The sequence below is a fragment of the Allobacillus saliphilus genome (assembly GCF_018138385.1).
Lineage (GTDB): Bacteria > Bacillota > Bacilli > Bacillales > Alkalibacillaceae > Allobacillus > Allobacillus saliphilus.
In genome coordinates this window covers 46,699-62,664 of record NZ_JAGSIE010000015.1, presented here as the reverse complement: position 1 = coordinate 62,664, position 15,966 = coordinate 46,699, and the positions used below count along the sequence as shown (strand labels likewise).

Annotated in this window: 14 protein-coding genes; 11 read left to right on the top strand and 3 right to left on the bottom strand. The window is 40.2% G+C overall.

What is annotated here, in order from left to right; all coding sequences use genetic code 11:
* Nucleotides 1-114 precede the first annotated feature (114 nt).
* Together kynU and kynB are read left to right on the top strand one after the other, a co-directional pair.
* Nucleotides 115-1,398, top strand: a complete 1,284-nt coding sequence (kynU, locus tag KC820_RS06005) for a kynureninase (RefSeq protein WP_377862685.1) — start codon at nt 115-117, stop codon at nt 1,396-1,398.
* A gap of 31 nt (nt 1,399-1,429) precedes the next feature.
* On the top strand, nt 1,430-2,056 hold the full coding sequence (gene kynB, locus KC820_RS06000; RefSeq protein ID WP_212369219.1) for an arylformamidase: 627 nt from the start codon (nt 1,430-1,432) through the stop codon (nt 2,054-2,056).
* Here kynB and kynA read toward each other — a convergent pair.
* Nucleotides 2,051-2,878 (bottom strand): tryptophan 2,3-dioxygenase, encoded by an 828-nt coding sequence (kynA, locus tag KC820_RS05995; RefSeq protein WP_144088860.1) that lies wholly within the window; start codon nt 2,876-2,878, stop codon nt 2,051-2,053. The genes kynB and kynA overlap by 6 nt on opposite strands.
* 137 nt (nt 2,879-3,015) lie before the next feature.
* On the opposite strand from kynA, the gene cysK reads away from it, so the two are divergent.
* The 8 genes from cysK to KC820_RS05955 all read left to right on the top strand — a co-directional run bounded on the left by cysK (nt 3,016) and on the right by KC820_RS05955 (nt 11,668).
* Entirely contained in the window at nt 3,016-3,945 is a 930-nt protein-coding gene (cysK, locus tag KC820_RS05990) for a cysteine synthase A (RefSeq protein WP_144088859.1), read from the top strand.
* 150 nt (nt 3,946-4,095) lie between these two features.
* A complete protein-coding gene (locus tag KC820_RS05985) occupies nt 4,096-5,367 on the top strand; it encodes an MFS transporter (protein ID WP_186279605.1) in 1,272 nt (423 codons plus the stop codon).
* A gap of 713 nt (nt 5,368-6,080) precedes the next feature.
* The gene (locus KC820_RS05980) at nt 6,081-7,082 is read left to right on the top strand and encodes a PstS family phosphate ABC transporter substrate-binding protein (protein ID WP_212369216.1); all 1,002 of its coding nucleotides are present in this window, start codon (nt 6,081-6,083) and stop codon (nt 7,080-7,082) included.
* A gap of 163 nt (nt 7,083-7,245) precedes the next feature.
* Nucleotides 7,246-8,148, top strand: a complete 903-nt coding sequence (gene pstC, locus KC820_RS05975) for a phosphate ABC transporter permease subunit PstC (RefSeq protein WP_377862688.1) — start codon at nt 7,246-7,248, stop codon at nt 8,146-8,148.
* A 1-nt stretch (nt 8,149) separates the two neighbouring features.
* Complete coding sequence (gene pstA, locus KC820_RS05970) at nt 8,150-9,034, top strand: phosphate ABC transporter permease PstA (RefSeq protein WP_186279604.1); 885 nt, start codon at nt 8,150-8,152, stop codon at nt 9,032-9,034.
* 15 nt (nt 9,035-9,049) lie between these two features.
* Nucleotides 9,050-9,880, top strand: a complete 831-nt coding sequence (gene pstB / locus KC820_RS05965) for a phosphate ABC transporter ATP-binding protein PstB (RefSeq protein ID WP_212369208.1) — start codon at nt 9,050-9,052, stop codon at nt 9,878-9,880.
* A 265-nt stretch (nt 9,881-10,145) separates the two neighbouring features.
* Nucleotides 10,146-10,940, top strand: a complete 795-nt coding sequence (gene thiD, locus KC820_RS05960; RefSeq protein ID WP_212369205.1) for a bifunctional hydroxymethylpyrimidine kinase/phosphomethylpyrimidine kinase — start codon at nt 10,146-10,148, stop codon at nt 10,938-10,940.
* Nucleotides 10,941-11,050: 110 nt separating this feature from the next.
* Entirely contained in the window at nt 11,051-11,668 is a 618-nt protein-coding gene (locus KC820_RS05955; RefSeq protein ID WP_212369202.1) for a spore coat protein, read from the top strand.
* Nucleotides 11,669-11,942: 274 nt separating this feature from the next.
* On the opposite strand, the gene KC820_RS05950 is transcribed toward KC820_RS05955, so the two are convergent.
* Complete coding sequence (locus KC820_RS05950) at nt 11,943-12,743, bottom strand: ion transporter (RefSeq protein ID WP_336511024.1); 801 nt, start codon at nt 12,741-12,743, stop codon at nt 11,943-11,945.
* A 377-nt stretch (nt 12,744-13,120) separates the two neighbouring features.
* Between KC820_RS05950 and KC820_RS05945 the strand changes: the two genes are divergently transcribed.
* A complete protein-coding gene (locus KC820_RS05945) occupies nt 13,121-14,320 on the top strand; it encodes an MDR family MFS transporter (RefSeq protein ID WP_212369196.1) in 1,200 nt (399 codons plus the stop codon).
* Nucleotides 14,321-14,368: 48 nt separating this feature from the next.
* Here the strand turns inward: KC820_RS05945 and KC820_RS05940 are convergent, their stop codons facing one another.
* Nucleotides 14,369-15,823 carry a UDP-N-acetylmuramoyl-L-alanyl-D-glutamate--2,6-diaminopimelate ligase gene (locus KC820_RS05940; protein WP_212369193.1) on the bottom strand — a complete coding sequence of 485 codons (1,455 nt, stop codon included), beginning with the start codon at nt 15,821-15,823 and terminating at the stop codon, nt 14,369-14,371.
* Nucleotides 15,824-15,966: the final 143 nt, after the last annotated feature.

Genomic DNA, 15,966 nt, shown 5'->3' with positions numbered 1-15,966 from the left:
AAAACGTGCTTCATTCGTCACGTTTTTTAACATTTCTTAGTAGACTCACTTTCTCATTCATGAACGCTAAATTTTATCTGAATATATGATATATTTAACGTAGTCATAGGAGGTATGAAAATGGTTCAACCGACAAAAGAGTACGCTGAACAACTAGATCAACAAGATGCTTTACGAGATATGAAAAAAGAATTTTATGTACAAGAAGGTCAAATTTACTTAGATGGTAACTCTCTAGGATTAATGCCAAAACGCGCAGAAGATACATTGAACGAGGTCATTGATTCTTGGAAGAATTTTGGCATTGATGGCTGGTCTGAAGGGAAATACCCTTGGTACTATTTATCTGAAAATCTAGGAAAACAAGTGGCTTCATTGATTGGGGCCAAACCAGAAGAAGTCATCGTGACGGGTTCGACGACAACGAACTTGCATCAACTTGCTGCTACTTTTTACCGACCGGAAGGAAAGCGCACAAAAATTTTAGCAGATGAGTTGAATTTTCCTTCCGATATTTATGCATTGCAAAGCCAGCTTTTATTGCATGGTTATGACCCTGACGAGCATCTCATTCAAGTAAAGAGTGATGATGGTCGTACGATTGATGAAGACAAAATTATTGAATCGATGACTGATGAGGTTGCATTAATTATTTTACCGACAGTCCTTTACCGGAGCGGTCAGCTATTGGATATTGCAAAAGTGACCAAAGCAGCAAATGAACGTGGAATTCCTATTGGCTGGGATGGATGCCATTCGGTCGGCGCGATTCCTCATCATTTTCATGATCTTGATGTAGATTTTGCGTATTGGTGCCATTATAAATATGTCAACAGTGGCCCTGGTGGTGTTGCCGGTTTATTTGTTCACGAAAAACATTTGGACAAGCGCCCTGGCCTGACGGGTTGGTTCGGTTCGGATAAAGACCGTCAATTTGATATGGAGCATACGTTTACGAAAGCCCACACGGCTGGTGCTTATCAAATCGGAACACCGCATATTTTCAGCATCGCCCCGTTAATCGGATCTTTGCAGCTATTTGAAGAAGCTGGTGGGATTGAAAAAATTCGTGAAAAGTCTTTGCAACAGACTCGGTATATGATGGCGCTTGTTGAAGAAAAATTAATGGCTTATGGTTTCGAGCTTGGGAACCCAGTTGAAGATGAACGTCGTGGTGGCCATATTTGTTTGGAACACCCAGAAGCCGCGAAAATAGCGAAAGCCTTAAAAGAACAAAACGTGATTCCTGATTTCCGTGCACCGAACGTTCTTCGAGTAGCGCCGATTGCGTTTTACACGTCTTATGCAGATATTTATGAAGCGGTTGAACGGTTGCAGTCTATTATGGAAAAAGAAACATATAAAGCATTCCCTAACGAGCGTGGAACGATTGCATAACGATTCGGATTTAGTCCAGAGGAGGAATTCCATGATTATCGATATTTCTAGAAAGTTGAATGCCCATACGCCGACATGGCCAGGAGACCGTCCTTTTTCTTATGACCTCACCTGGTCTAAGGAAGATACCGGGTCCGTCAATGTCGGTCAAATCGCATCAAGTTGCCATACAGCAACGCATGTTGATGCTCCTTTTCACTTTAATTCGCATGGGACAACCATCGATCAGTTGCCACTTGAGTTGTTTATTGGTCGAGCAAAAGTTGTTGATGTTTCAACTAAATGGTTAATTAAACCCGAGGATCTTGCTTTCATCGATTTCTCACAGACGAAGCGGTTGTTGTTAAAAACCAATGCATGGTCGGACCCATCTACCTTTCCGAAAGAAATTCCCCAATTAGATCCAAGTTTAGGTGAATATTTGAATCGGCATGGGGTGGAATTACTTGGTGTTGACTTGCCTTCTGTTGATCCGTTAGACAGCAAAGCACTCGATATGCACCACGCATTGGAAGAAAATCATATTCATATTTTGGAAGGGCTTGATTTGTCTGCAGTCGAGCCTGGTGATTACCGGTTGACTGCATTGCCACTATTTATCGAAGGTGCGGATGGAAGTCCTGTTCGTGCAATTTTAGAGACCATCGACCAATCATAGCGTCGTGCGTAAACTCCATAGTTCTGGGAAGAAATAGTGATCCAGCACTTGTTTCAAATAACCGACACCGGAAGATCCGCCCGTTCCTTTTTTATGGCCGATGATTCGTTCGACAGTTTTCATATGTCGAAATCGCCACTGTTGAAAGGCATCTTCTATATCGACTAATTTTTCGGCTAATTGATAAAGGTTCCAATACCGCTCTGTGTCTCGGTACACTTCTTCCCAAGCTCTTTGAACACTTTCGTTCACTTCGTATGAATTTCTGACGTCTCGTGTCAAAACTTCTTGATCGATTTCAAAGCCCTCTTTTTCCAATGCTTTAATACTTACATCGTAAAGACCTGGTGCTTCATAAGCTTTTTGTAAAGTCTTATGAAGTTCTGGGTCTTTTTCATAAATTTTTAACACGTGTTTGGTTTTATAACCGAGCGCAAATTCAAGCATACGATATTGATAGGATTGAAATCCGGAAGCTTGGCCAAGATAATCACGAAACTCCATATATTCAGAAGGCGTCATCGTCGCAAGAACATCCCATGCTTGGATGATCTGTCGTTGAATAGAAGATACGCGCGCCAACATTTTAAATGACGGTTGGTAGGCCTCTTGCTGAATCGCCTTAATCGCTGCGTTTACTTCGTGAAGTGCTAACTTCATCCAAAGTTCGCTTACTTGGTGGATCACGATAAATAACATCTCATCATGATGGTCAGATAAGCGGTTCTGACTCGCCAATATTGAATCCAATGATAAATAATCACCATAAGTCATTCGTTTTTTAAAATCTGTATGAATTTCTTTTTCATTTTCAAACACCATATCGTTCGCCTCCTTCTACTGTTTATTTTATCATACAGTATAAGAAGGATATTGTCGGTTCAATCAGTTGAATTATAATAAAGTCTATTGGTAAACTAGGATTAAAGCTTATCAAAATGAAAAGGAAGTGAATCAGCATGCGTGTCGTAAATAATATTGCCGAATTAATCGGAGATACACCGTTAGTTAAGTTGAATAAATTAAGTCCTGCCGATGGTGCAGATGTTTACGTGAAGTTGGAATTGTTTAATCCGAGTGGAAGTGTAAAAGACCGGGCTGCTTTTAATATGATTCTTGAAGCAGAAAAAGCCGGGCATTTAAAAGAAGGTTCAACAATCATCGAGCCGACGAGTGGTAACACCGGCATCGGACTTGCGATGAATGCCGCAGCGCGTGGTTATAAAGCAATTTTGACAATGCCAGATACGATGACAAAAGAGCGTATCAACTTATTGAAGGCCTATGGTGCTGAAGTTGTTTTGACCCCGGGTGATGAAAAAATGCCTGGAGCTATTGAAAAAGCGAAGCAGCTCGTTGAAGAAACACCGAACAGCTTTATGCCAATGCAATTTGAAAACGAAGCAAACTCAGATGCTCACCGAACAACAACAGCTGTAGAAATTCAAGAAGCGATGGAACAGCTAGATAAGCCTCTTTCCGCTTTCGTTTGTACATCTGGAACTGGTGGTACAGTCACTGGCACTGGTGAAGAGTTGAAAAAGATGTTCTCTGATGTGACCGTTCATATCGCTGAACCGGCTGGCTCCCCTGTATTAACGGGTGGAAAGCCAGGAAAGCATAAATTAGTTGGAACAAGCCCAGGCTTCATTCCACCAATTTTGAACCAAGAAGTTTATGATGAAATTATGTTAATTGAAGACGATGAAGCTTATGATACGACACGTCGCTTAGCGAGCGAAGAGGGAATTTTGGTCGGTCCATCTTCCGGCGCCTCTGTGTATACCGCGATTGAAGTTGCTAAACGGAAAAATCCTGGTGAGATCGTTGTCTGCATAGCTCCTGATACGGGAGAACGTTATCTTTCTGGTGATTTATTCGATTTCTAATACAAGCTTATGACATAGGCTAAACCTCTCAGCAAACTGTTTGCTGGGGGTTTTTTTCGTTCCCCGGGCGGACAGTGAGCAAATCAATCGACTCGGTTTGCATTGTTTGCTATTATTTAGGTAGTCGAAAGAAACGGGTATCGAAATAAAATGAAAGAAGGATGTACATTGGATCAAGACAAACAAGCAAAACGGAATTTGGCGATCATGTGGTTCGCCAATTTTTTTATTGCTGGTAGCATGACGATGGTAATGCCGTTTCTATCTCTTTATATAGAAACTTTCGGTAACTTCTCAGAAACCTATGTACGTAATTGGTCTGGTTGGGTATTTGCCATTACATTCTTAACAGCATTTGCCTTCTCCCCTTTTTGGGGAAGATTCGGCGACAAGTTTGGCAGAAAGCCAATCTTAGCCATTATGGGATTCGGACTCGCCGGTAGTATATTTTTAATGGGGATCGTTGATTCAGTTCTCCAACTGTTCATTCTACGATTTTTCATGGGTGTTTTCGCTGGATTTATATCTACATCTCAAGCATTAATTGCTACACAAACTCCGAAGAACATCTCTGGTCGAGTATTAGGTACGCTTCAAACTGGTAACGTCACAGGAACATTGATGGGACCACTACTTGGTGGCATGCTTGCCGATACAGTCGGCTTCTCACAGGCCTTCATGATTACTGCTCTCATCATGTTAATTTCCGGATTTCTCGTAACGTTCGGTGTGAAAGAGCAGCGTGTGAAGGATGAGGAATCCACAAAAACATCCTATACAAAAAAAGAAGTACTCCAGCACATCTTCAGTAAACCGATGTTGATTATGGTCATCGTCATTTCCATGTTCATTCAAATCGCCCATTTTTCTGTCCAGCCAATTTTAGCACTGTATGTGAGTGAATTGAATGGACCTGCGAATTTGGCCTTTATCTCGGGTATCGCCTTTTCCATCACCGGACTCGGTAACTTGCTGATGACTAGAAAGTGGGGAATGATCGCTGACAAAGTCGGCTATGAAAAAATTATTATTCTTTTGCTCATGCTAGCTGGAATCGTTTATTTACCAGGCGCCTTCGTTACAGAAGTTTGGCAACTTGTCATTATCCGCTTCTTGCTTGGTGTCACGCTAGGTGGAATTATGCCTGTTCGTATGGCTTATATTCGACAAGCTGCACCAGTGGCGATTCAAGGTGAGGTTCTTGGTTATAGCACGAGCCTCCGCTTCCTCGGAAACGTCATCGGTCCAGTGCTCGGTGGCGTCGTCGCCGGTTTCTATGGCATTAGTTTTGTATTTATTATTACAAGTACGCTTCTTATCCTTAGCGGATTTGCTTTGCTATTCACAAAATGGAAAGAAAGTGAAGCAAAAACAAGACGTACAATTCGAACGAGCACGAGACTTCGGAACCAAAATAATTAATAGATATTTTAATGACTCCATTCGCTATTCGCGGGTGGAGCTTTTTTGCGTTTGATATTCCTCTTTCTGAGTTGAGTCGCGCTATCATACACGGAAGATTCCATTTTTTGCGGTCTTCCGTTCCTGAGAAAGCCTATCAAACACGGAAGAACATATTTTTCGTGACCTTCCGTACTTGAGACAGCCTATCAAACACGGAGGAACACATTTTTCGCGGTCTTCCGTTCTCGAGACAGCCTATCAAACACGGAGGAACACATTTTTCGCGACCTTTCGTTCTTGAGACACGCTATCAAACACGGAAGAACACATTTTCTACGAGCTTCCGTTCTTGAGACACGCTATCAAACACGGAAGAACACATTTTTCGCGGTCTTCCGTTCTCGAGACAGCCTATCAAACACGGAGGAACACATTTTTTGAGACACGCTATCAAACACGAAAACCCAATTCTTGTGATCTTCCCCGTTTGAGAAGCGCTATCGACAATCACAATAGGATACGAGCTCTAAAAAATTTCTACGAATCTTCTACCAAAAAAGCAGAAAAAACCAAAGATTCAACCACAGAGGACATGCTCCAACCCCCGTCACGAAAGCAATTTACAAACTCTTAACGATTTCTTTACATGAACTTTACAGACATTTCTAAGAATACGAACTATGATGAATTTGTAAGACGAATAAAACATATCCAGAGGGGGAGTTTTACAAATGAAGAAATCACTCAAGTATTTTATTTTGTCAGGATTCGTATTATTGCTTGTTGCATTAGCAGCTTGCGGAAGTGATTCAGAAGAAGAAAGCGACGCTGAAGAGGTTGATACGTCAGGCTCTTCAGACGAAGAATCAGCTACAAACGAAGACATTGAAGGTAGCGTCGTCGTTGATGGTTCAGGCACGGTTTATCCCTTAATGGCCTTACTTGCTGAAAATTACATGACGAATGAACAACAAGGCGTTTCCGTTGAAGTAGGTCGCGCAGGAACGAGCGCAGGTTTTGAGAAATTTTTAATTGAAGACGGAACAGATTTCAACGATGCGTCTCGACAAATCAAACCGGAAGAACAAGAGAAAGCTGACGAATTGAATATTGAAGTGAAAGAACTGAAAGTCGCCCTAGACGGTTTAACCATCGTCACACATCCAGAAAACGATTGGGCAACGGAACTTACAGAACAACAGGTCATCGACATTTTCTTAGCCGATGGCGGTATTGAAACTTGGTCTGATGTTAACGCTGATTGGCCAGAAGAAAAAATCCAAACGTATGGTCCAAATGAAAACCATGGAACTTATGAATTTTTCTATGAAGAGATCATGGGTGAGCAAGATTTAAGAGATGATGTCAATTTACAACAAGAATATTCTCAGTTAGTTAACTTAATCTCAGAAGACAAAAACGGCATTGGGTTTTTCGGCTTCGGTTACTACGATAACAATAAAGATCAAGTACAAGCTGTCAGCATTGACTTCGGTGACGGCCCTGTTGAACCATCATTAGACACGATTGATGAAAATGGTGATTATGCAGGATTTACCCGTCCAGTGTTCACTTATTTGAATATGAACCATGCAAAAGAGAAACCACAAGTACTAGACTATGCAATCTATGTGATGAACACGGTAAACGATGTGGCAGGTGAAGCTGGTTTTGCTCCAATTCCGGATGAAGAAGCTGAACAACTAAAGTCTGAATTGGAAGAGCTAAAGTAGAAGAATCTTAACTGATTAATAAATTGTTTTACCCCCATTGATTGAACGATGAGAGGCAACTGTTCCCTCTCATCGTTCCCATCTTTTTTTCGATTGGAGGTTCATCATCATGACGACAAAAAATGTGTCCGTTAACACTGCAAACCTTTCAACGAAACAGTTAATGAATGAAAAGAAATCAGCGGCCTCAATTAAAAATGTTTTTGAAAAAATGGTTCCTGCCGTTTTATTTTTATTCGCAGCTGTTTCCGTGCTAACGACAATTGCCATTCTGTATACACTCATCACAGAAGCTATTCATTTCTTCCAACGTGTATCGTTTACGGAATTTTTTACGAGTACGAATCTGAAACCACTAAGTCAAAACCCATCTTTCGGGTTGCTACCATTATTAAGCGGAACGCTCTTGTCCACGATTATTGCCATGGTTGTTGCAGGTCCCATCGGCTTGATGGCTGCTATCTATTTAAGTGAATATGCTAGTGATCGCGTCCGTAAATTATTAAAACCGATGCTTGAATTATTGGCTGGCATTCCGACTATTGTTTATGGGTTCTTTGCTTTTACTTTCGTCACTCCATTACTACGATCCATTTGGCCAGAAATCGAATTGACGAACATTCTAAGCCCTGGTCTCGTCATGGGAATCATGATTATTCCAATGGTTGCTTCGTTATCGGAAGACGCAATGAACTCTGTTCCGAATACAATGCGAGAAGGCGCTTATGGATTAGGCGCAACGAAGTTAGAAACGGCAATCAAAGTCGTCATCCCTGCAGCCATTTCAGGAATTGTTGCGTCATTTGTCTTGGCAATCTCAAGAGCGATTGGTGAAACGATGATTGTCACGATTGCGAGTGGTAGTACGAAAAACTTCTCTTTCGATGTTACCGAATCGATGCAAACGATGACTGCGTATATTGTTGAAGTCTCCAGTGGTGATGCCGCAGCCGGAACGACTGTTTATTACAGTATTTATGCTGTTGCTCTGACGCTATTTACAATGACATTTTTAATGAATTTACTCGCCAAAAAAATAGCCCGCCGTTTCAGGGAGGAATATTAAAATGCAATATATCGATCGTTTACAAGTAAGGAAGAGAATTAATTTTCGCCTAAGGCTTAACAGTATTCTCAAATATGTTTTTCTTGGAGCTACTCTCTCCGGCTTAGTCGTATTGGCAATTCTATTAATACGCACTGTTTCACAAGGCTTCGCTTGGATTGATTGGAACTTTATAACAGGGCATTTATCCATGGACCCTGAAAAAGCAGGAATTATGGGTGCAATTCTCGGAACGTTCTGGTTGATGCTTGTCGTTGTATTTTTCACACTGTTTCTCGGTATGGGTGCTGCCATTTACCTTGAGCTGTATGCGAAGAAAGGACGAATTCATTCCTTGATTCAAACAAACATTGCCAACCTTGCAGGTGTCCCATCCATTGTTTACGGGATTCTTGGGCTAACTGTATTTGTTCGCTTAATGGATTTCGGCAGTACGGTATTGGCTGGTGGCTTAACCTTATCTTTGCTCGTTTTACCAATTGTCATCGTCTCTTCTCAAGAAGCATTGCGTGCGGTCCCTCAAACACTTGGTGAAGCATCGTATGGATTAGGGGCAAGCAAATGGCAAACCATTAAAAGCATTATTTTACCAACAGCGTTGCCGAGTATTTTAACAGGTTCGATTCTCGCTTTATCTCGTGCAATCGGAGAAACAGCACCACTCGTCGTATTAGGTATTCCGGCATTACTGATTCCATTTCCAGGTGGATTTATGGACCGGTTCACAGCACTGCCGATGCAAATTTATTACTGGACATTGGATGCAGCGCTCGTTGAAGAATATGCGAATCTAGCTGCTGCTTCGATTATCATTTTGTTGTTGATGTTATTCATTCTAAATTCAATAGCGATTTACATTCGCAATAAATTCCAACATCGTTTTTAGAAAGGAGATCAATGTATGGCTGTTCAAACGCAATTATATGCTGTTCCAGCGATTGAAAAGAAAGAATCTAAGAATAAAAATGAAGTCGAAAAGGAATCGATTTTTGAAACAAAGTCTTTAAACTTATGGTACGGAGAAACGCAAGCTTTAAAAAATATTGATCTTAAGATACCTGAAAAGAGCATTACAGCGATTATCGGTCCGTCGGGCTGCGGAAAGTCAACGTTTATTAAAACATTAAATCGAATGGTTGAACTCATCCCCTCTGTTCAAACGAAAGGCGATATCCATTATAAAGGAAGCAATATTTTAAGTAAGGATTATTCAGCTGAAGCTTTGCGTACGGATGTTGGCATGGTATTCCAGAAACCAAACCCTTTCCCGAAATCCATTTATGATAATGTTGCCTATGGACCACGTATTCATGGAATCAAGAAGAAAAGTATCCTCGATGACATCGTCGAAAAAAGCCTTAAAGACGCATTCATTTGGGATGAAGTAAAAGATCGTTTAAAGGAAAATGCATTCGGTTTATCTGGTGGACAGCAACAACGATTATGTATCGCTCGCTGTCTTGCCATCGAACCTGAAGTCATTTTAATGGATGAACCTACATCTGCACTTGACCCAATTTCCACAACAAAGGTGGAAGAGCTCATCCAATCATTAAAAAAGCAATATAGCATTGTCATTGTCACCCATAACATGCAACAAGCAGCTCGAATTTCCGATCAAACGGCCTTCTTTTTAAATGGTGAAGTCGTCGAGTTCGGCAAAACCGATGAACTATTTACCGAACCTAAAGATTCCCGAACAATGGATTATATCAACGGCCGATTTGGGTAAACTCCAAACTGAGTATGTTGTTCTTTCGCTCATGAAGCAGTTGCTTTATGGGCATTTTTGCATTTAGCTATTTTAAAATTAAAGGATGTTTTTTCAGTATCATCTAATTGTCAAGATAAATCGAAACGTGTAAAATAAAATTATTCTTTACTTATGCAACAAATGTTAACGATTTATCAGACTTTAAAAATGATACATCAATAATCAAATCATCATTTTTCCCGTCTGTGGAATTTAGCTACACATACTAAGGGGGAAGAAAAAAATGAAAAAAGTTCTTATTATGGCAGGATCCGATACAAGTGGTGGTGCAGGTATCCAAGCAGACCTAAAAACAATGGAAGAACTAGGTGTGTATGGAATGACCGCGCTGACGACAATGGTTGCACAAAACCCAGAAAATAATTGGGCACACGATGTCTATCCAATTGAAATTGACACCGTCAAAGCACAGCTTCGTACGATTTTAGATGGAATTGGTGTAGACTTAATGAAAACAGGGATGATTCCAACAACCGAATCCATTCAATTGGCTGCAGACACTATTGACCAATATAACCTTGAAGCTGTAGTCGATCCCGTTTTAGCTTGTAAAGGTGTTGATGAGCCCGTTCATCCAGAGAACGCGATTGCTCTACGTAAAATCCTTGTACCGAAAGCTGTTATTACAACACCGAACCTTTTCGAAGCTAGTCAGTTAACAGAAATGCCTTTATTGAGAACGGTTGACGAAATGAAAGAAGCAGCTAAGAAAATCCATGATCTCGGGGCGAAAAACGTTGTCATTAAGGGTGGATCAGATATCGATGAGAACAAAGCTGTTGATGTTTTCTACGACGGTAGTGAACTCACTGTTTTAGAAGGTGAGGTTATTCAGTCAGCTTATACACATGGCGCAGGCTGTACATTCGCCTCAGCTATAGCCGGTTCTTACGTTAACGGTAAATCTCCTCGAGAAGCTGTTGAATTTGCAAAAGAATTTGTTTTCAATGCCATCAAAGGCGCAGAAAAGCTGAATGAGTATGTCGGCTCCGTTAAACAATATGCAAACCGCAAATAACACGACAAACTGTTCTTGAATGGAAGCATTCGAGGGCAGTTTTTTTATGAATAATTCCAATCAGAAAGAACCACCTTATAAATGTACTTTACACAAAGGAGGATTCTTTCATGCAACAGCAACAAAACCCGAACAGCCAAATGCAGAATTCGAGCAATTTAGCTGCAAACAAAAGTCATGGCGCCCATGAAATCATGGATGTTCATGAAACGTTGTCTACTCTTACCGGCACGTTGGAGCATTATAAAATGTACCAACCAAATATTCAATGTGAACAGCTTAAAAGTATTTTATCTAGACAAACTCAGTATTTGAATCAACTGTATAACACGATGGTAAATACGTATCAATCTGGAACACGTCCACCACAACCAACAACGACATATAACTTTGAACTTTCAAATGACGTCACGTATGGTTTAAGTCCCAGCCAACCGACACAACCGCAGCAATCTCCACAATCATTGAATGAACAAAATTACTCAAGTTATATGATGGGTCATATTAAAGCATGTGCTACAGCTTGTACGACATCTGCATTGGAAGCAACAAACCCAGTCATGCGTCGTGTTTTGCAAGATAGTGTACCAAACTTATGTGAAATGGCTTATGAGCTGTTTTTGTATCAAAACGATCGTAGCTACTACCAAGTGCCGCAGTTTGATGATCAGTCGATGACTCAATTACTGAACAGTTTCACAGCTATCCCGAATCCGCAGCAGCATTAATTTTATAAGAAAAATTTTAATGTAAAAGACGAATATCTAAATAACAATAAAGTTAATGTATAGGAGCGGAATCAAAACACGTAGACGCCTGCGGGAACAGCACGTTACTCGAGACCCCGCAGGCCATGGTTTTGAGCCGAGGAGGCTCGAGTCGTGCCCGCGGCAAGCGAAGTGTTTTGATGGAGCGTTTTCCAAATAGAAAACCCGAACGATTTATTTACATCTAAATTGTTCGGGTTTTTATTTTTACTTATAAACTTTTCCCAGCTTTTCTCTAGTTTTTCTCTTTAATTAATTCTTTTAATTCCCGAATTTCCTGTTTCAATTCAGCTATTTCGCTACGGACAAGCTTTTGGTCCGCCTCATCCTCTTCTTCTTTCTCCCATGCATCAATCTTTTCGAAGTTATTGACGATGACACCAACAAAGAGGTTAAGCACAACAAAAGCGCCGACAAGAATAAAGACAACAAAATAGATCCATGCCCACGGCGTTATCTCCATAACTGGACGCATAACTCCACTTGCCCATGACTCTAGTGTAATCATCTGAAATAATGTCAATGCTGTCAGTTGCAGATTCCCAAAGTACTCCGCGCTGACATCTTGGAAGAGCATTGTACCGATGACACTGAAAATATAAAATACGATGAATAACAGTAACATGATCGTTCCTAAAGAAGGTAAGGTCATCAATAAAGCATTCACTAATTTTCGTAATGATGGTATGACGGATATCGTACGGAAAACCCGCAGTACACGTAAAACCCGTAACACCGTAATAAATGGTGACCCGATAAAAATATAACTTGCAGCAACAATCAAAAAGTCAAAGACGTTCCAATTATCTTTAAAGAAATTTAAGGTTTTCTCTTCTGCAATCATCTTTAGTATAATTTCAATCGTAAATAAAACTAAAACGATGATATCAAAAGTCAAAAACAACTCTCTATATTTTTCATATAAACTTCCGTACGTTTCAACGCCGACAAAGATAGCATTCAATAATATAATGCCGATTACAATCGGTTGAAACAACGAATGTTCCACAATTTTTCTACTAAATGTTTGCAACAATCCCAATCCCCCACCTTTAATTATGCCTGCTTTATTTTATCATAAACAGCTTGTCATTTTGGAGAAAATAATTGTGTTAATTATGTATATTTGGAATGGCGGTTAAACGGTAAGCGGAATCGTTTGAACGGTAAGAACGGTGCTTTGAACGGATAGCGTGATTCTTTGAACGGTAAGAACGGTGCTTTGAATGGATAGCGTGATTCTTTGAACGGTAAGCGCGATCGTTTGAACAGTCACGCGCCCTCTCAACGCTCACTAACACACTTTCATATAGTAACGACTAATTAAAGTCCGGCCATAGTTTTTTTCGACTAATCATGATAAAATACGTGGAATAAAGTAATGGGATTCTTTCTAATTAGGGGTAACAACATATGCCGAAACAGGTTTGGATTTTAATTATCGCTACATCTATTAATGTCACAGGTGCTTCATTCATCTGGCCGTTAAATACAATCTATATGCATAACGAGCTTGGCGAGTCGCTAACTTTTGCTGGGCTTATTTTGATGTTTAATCAAGGAGCTGCGATTGTTGGTAATTTAATCGGCGGAACGCTTTTTGATAAAATTGGAGGATATCGAACAATATTGAGTGGCGGAGCTTTAACGCTAATTTCCGCAATTATGTTAACTCAATTCCATTCTCTTGTACCTTACTCGATTTTATTAATTACGATGGGATTAGGTTCAGGTGTAATCGTTCCTGCGATGTATGCTATGGCAACTTCGGTATGGCCTGAAGGTGGAAGAAGGTCATTTAATGCAATCTATGTGGCACAAAATGTCGGTGTCGCACTCGGAGCTTCACTTGGAGGTTTTGTTGCCTACTATTCCTTTTCGTATATTTTTTGGGCAAATGCTTCCCTTTTCATTTTGTTTTATTTGCTTGTGTATTTTACCTTTAAGCCGATGGAAAAGAAAGTCGATGCGAATGCTTACTCAACGGTTTTCAGTACAGGAATTACGATTAAAAACAGAAAGTCTTTCTTAGCTCTTGGCTTTTTAAGTATTGGGTTCTTTATCGCTTGGGTTGCATATACTCAGTGGCAAACAACAATCGCTTCATACACCCAAGACTTAGGAATTCCGATTGATCGGTATAGTATTTTATGGACAATTAATGGAGCAATGATAATCGCGGGCCAGCCGTTGATGAAGCTAATCACGCGTTGGATTACAAGTCCTAAGATGCAAATCGTCGTAGGAAATGCCATCTTCCTTAGTTCCTTTATTTATATTCTTAAAGCGGAGTCTTTTGCTGAGTTCGCGATAGGCATGGTTATTCTCACTTTTGGTGAAATGTTTGTTTGGCCTGCCGTCCCGACAATAGCTGGAAGCTTAGCACCGGAAGGCAGAACTGGTTTTTACCAAGGAATCATTAATAGTGTTGCTACAGCTGGTCGGATGACTGGCCCCGCATTTGGCGGTCTGATTGTCGACCATTACTCCATTCATGTTTTGTTTATCATTTTGGCACTACTACTTTTGCTACCATTCCTTTCTATCTATTTATTGTCCTTAACTGAAAAAAGAATCGAAACAGACAGCGATCCAGTAGGACAAATTGAATAACACAAAGAAAGCATTCCGACATCGATATAATCGACGTTGGAATGCTTTTTATACAGTCATATCTTTAACCGCTTGTTTTATCTTCTCAGCGGTCTCTCTGTCAGAATTTGTTCCTAATTGAAACGCTTGATTGTATGACTCGTGGCCTTTTCCTGTTACTAGGACAATATCTCCTTCATCCGCAGCTTCAATGGCTTCTTTGATCGCAAGCGTTCGGTCTGGTATGATCTTTCCTTGTGAATGGCCATACTTTTCATGGTAATCATACAACACTTGTATCATTTCTTCCTCAGTTTGTTCATTGAGGTCATCTAAAGTCAAGATATATTGGTCACTGTATATCGCTGAATTTATTAACATATCAGCTCGTTTCGACTCGTCTCGATTCCCTCGAAATCCAAACACATGAATTACCCGTTTGGCGTTACATTCACGAGCAGCTTTCAAGCAATAAATAATACCTTTTGTCGTATGAGCATAATCGATGGCGATTCGTTTATTTCCTGGGAAATGAATCGACTCAAATCGACCTGGTAATGATGCAAAATGACGGAGAACATCCATCGACTTCTCACGATTCAACCGAAAGTGCTCACAAACGAGTAAAGTCATCGCAGCATTTAATCGATTATGTTCACCAGGCATCTTCAACTCAAATGGGATAGCTTTTCCGCCTGAAAATTGAATGGTCGACTGCTCAATATTTAACAGTATGGATGCGTCCGATTCAGTACTAATCGTCTTTAATACATATGATTGTTCTTTCAATCTGCGATAAACAATTTCTCCCCATGAATTGTCTCGATTTACAATTGCTAGTCCATTTTTCTTTAACTGTTTAAAAAGCTGATACTTTGTTTCAAAGTAGTCTTCCATTGTTGCATGGTAATCTAAGTGCTCTTTTTCCAAGTTCGTAAAAATAGCCACATCAAAGATGACGCCTTTGACACGGTCTTGCTTTAACGCGTGCGATGATACTTCAACGATCATCACATCATCTTCACTTTTATGAAGTAGTTGGTGTAGCTTAAGTGGGTTCGGAGTTGTATTAATCGTTTTAAAGGCTTGTCCGTTAACAATGTTTTGAATTGTCCCTACTACGCCACATTGATAACCTTGAGCCTCCAATGCTGCCTTCAACATATAACTTGTCGTCGTTTTTCCATTTGTTCCTGTAATTCCAATGATCTGCTGTTTGTTATTAGTTGTGTCATAAAAGTTTTTCGCTATAATTCCTAAAACTGATTTTGACTGTTCTACAGATAAATAGACACTTTTCTCCAACGGTTCAGGTCGTTCACCGACAACCACTGATGCTCCGTTTTGAATCGCTTCGTCAATGTATTGATGCCCGTCGATTTTCTCGCCATTGACAGCAATAAACATAAACCCTTCTTGCACTTCACGTGAATCGTCTGTAATCCCTAGGATATCTATGTGATCTAACGGCTCATTATATGGATTTTTATATGATATTCCATTAAGGATCTTTTCGATGTTCATGACTGCCTCCAAAATGACACGGTAATTTTGTATAGTTTACCCTCAATGGTTCGTTTTAAAAACTAATCTTAACGATTAAGTAAAAAGACCTTGTTCGCTTGTTAGTCGAATGTCCTATTCTAAAGAATTCGTGTCGTTTTATT

What these genes read in the sequence shown, in the direction of transcription:
- kynU (WP_377862685.1), top strand. Translation starts at nt 115, where the DNA reads ATGAAAATGGTTCAACCGACAAAAGAGTACGCTGAACAACTAGATCAA.
- kynB (WP_212369219.1), top strand. Translation starts at nt 1,430, where the DNA reads ATGATTATCGATATTTCTAGAAAGTTGAATGCCCATACGCCGACATGG.
- kynA (WP_144088860.1), bottom strand. Translation starts at nt 2,878, where the DNA reads ATGGTGTTTGAAAATGAAAAAGAAATTCATACAGATTTTAAAAAACGA.
- cysK (WP_144088859.1), top strand. Translation starts at nt 3,016, where the DNA reads ATGCGTGTCGTAAATAATATTGCCGAATTAATCGGAGATACACCGTTA.
- KC820_RS05985 (WP_186279605.1), top strand. Translation starts at nt 4,096, where the DNA reads ATGAAAGAAGGATGTACATTGGATCAAGACAAACAAGCAAAACGGAAT.
- KC820_RS05980 (WP_212369216.1), top strand. Translation starts at nt 6,081, where the DNA reads ATGAAGAAATCACTCAAGTATTTTATTTTGTCAGGATTCGTATTATTG.
- pstC (WP_377862688.1), top strand. Translation starts at nt 7,246, where the DNA reads ATGAATGAAAAGAAATCAGCGGCCTCAATTAAAAATGTTTTTGAAAAA.
- pstA (WP_186279604.1), top strand. Translation starts at nt 8,150, where the DNA reads ATGCAATATATCGATCGTTTACAAGTAAGGAAGAGAATTAATTTTCGC.
- pstB (WP_212369208.1), top strand. Translation starts at nt 9,050, where the DNA reads ATGGCTGTTCAAACGCAATTATATGCTGTTCCAGCGATTGAAAAGAAA.
- thiD (WP_212369205.1), top strand. Translation starts at nt 10,146, where the DNA reads ATGAAAAAAGTTCTTATTATGGCAGGATCCGATACAAGTGGTGGTGCA.
- KC820_RS05955 (WP_212369202.1), top strand. Translation starts at nt 11,051, where the DNA reads ATGCAACAGCAACAAAACCCGAACAGCCAAATGCAGAATTCGAGCAAT.
- KC820_RS05945 (WP_212369196.1), top strand. Translation starts at nt 13,121, where the DNA reads ATGCCGAAACAGGTTTGGATTTTAATTATCGCTACATCTATTAATGTC.
- KC820_RS05940 (WP_212369193.1), bottom strand. Translation starts at nt 15,823, where the DNA reads ATGAACATCGAAAAGATCCTTAATGGAATATCATATAAAAATCCATAT.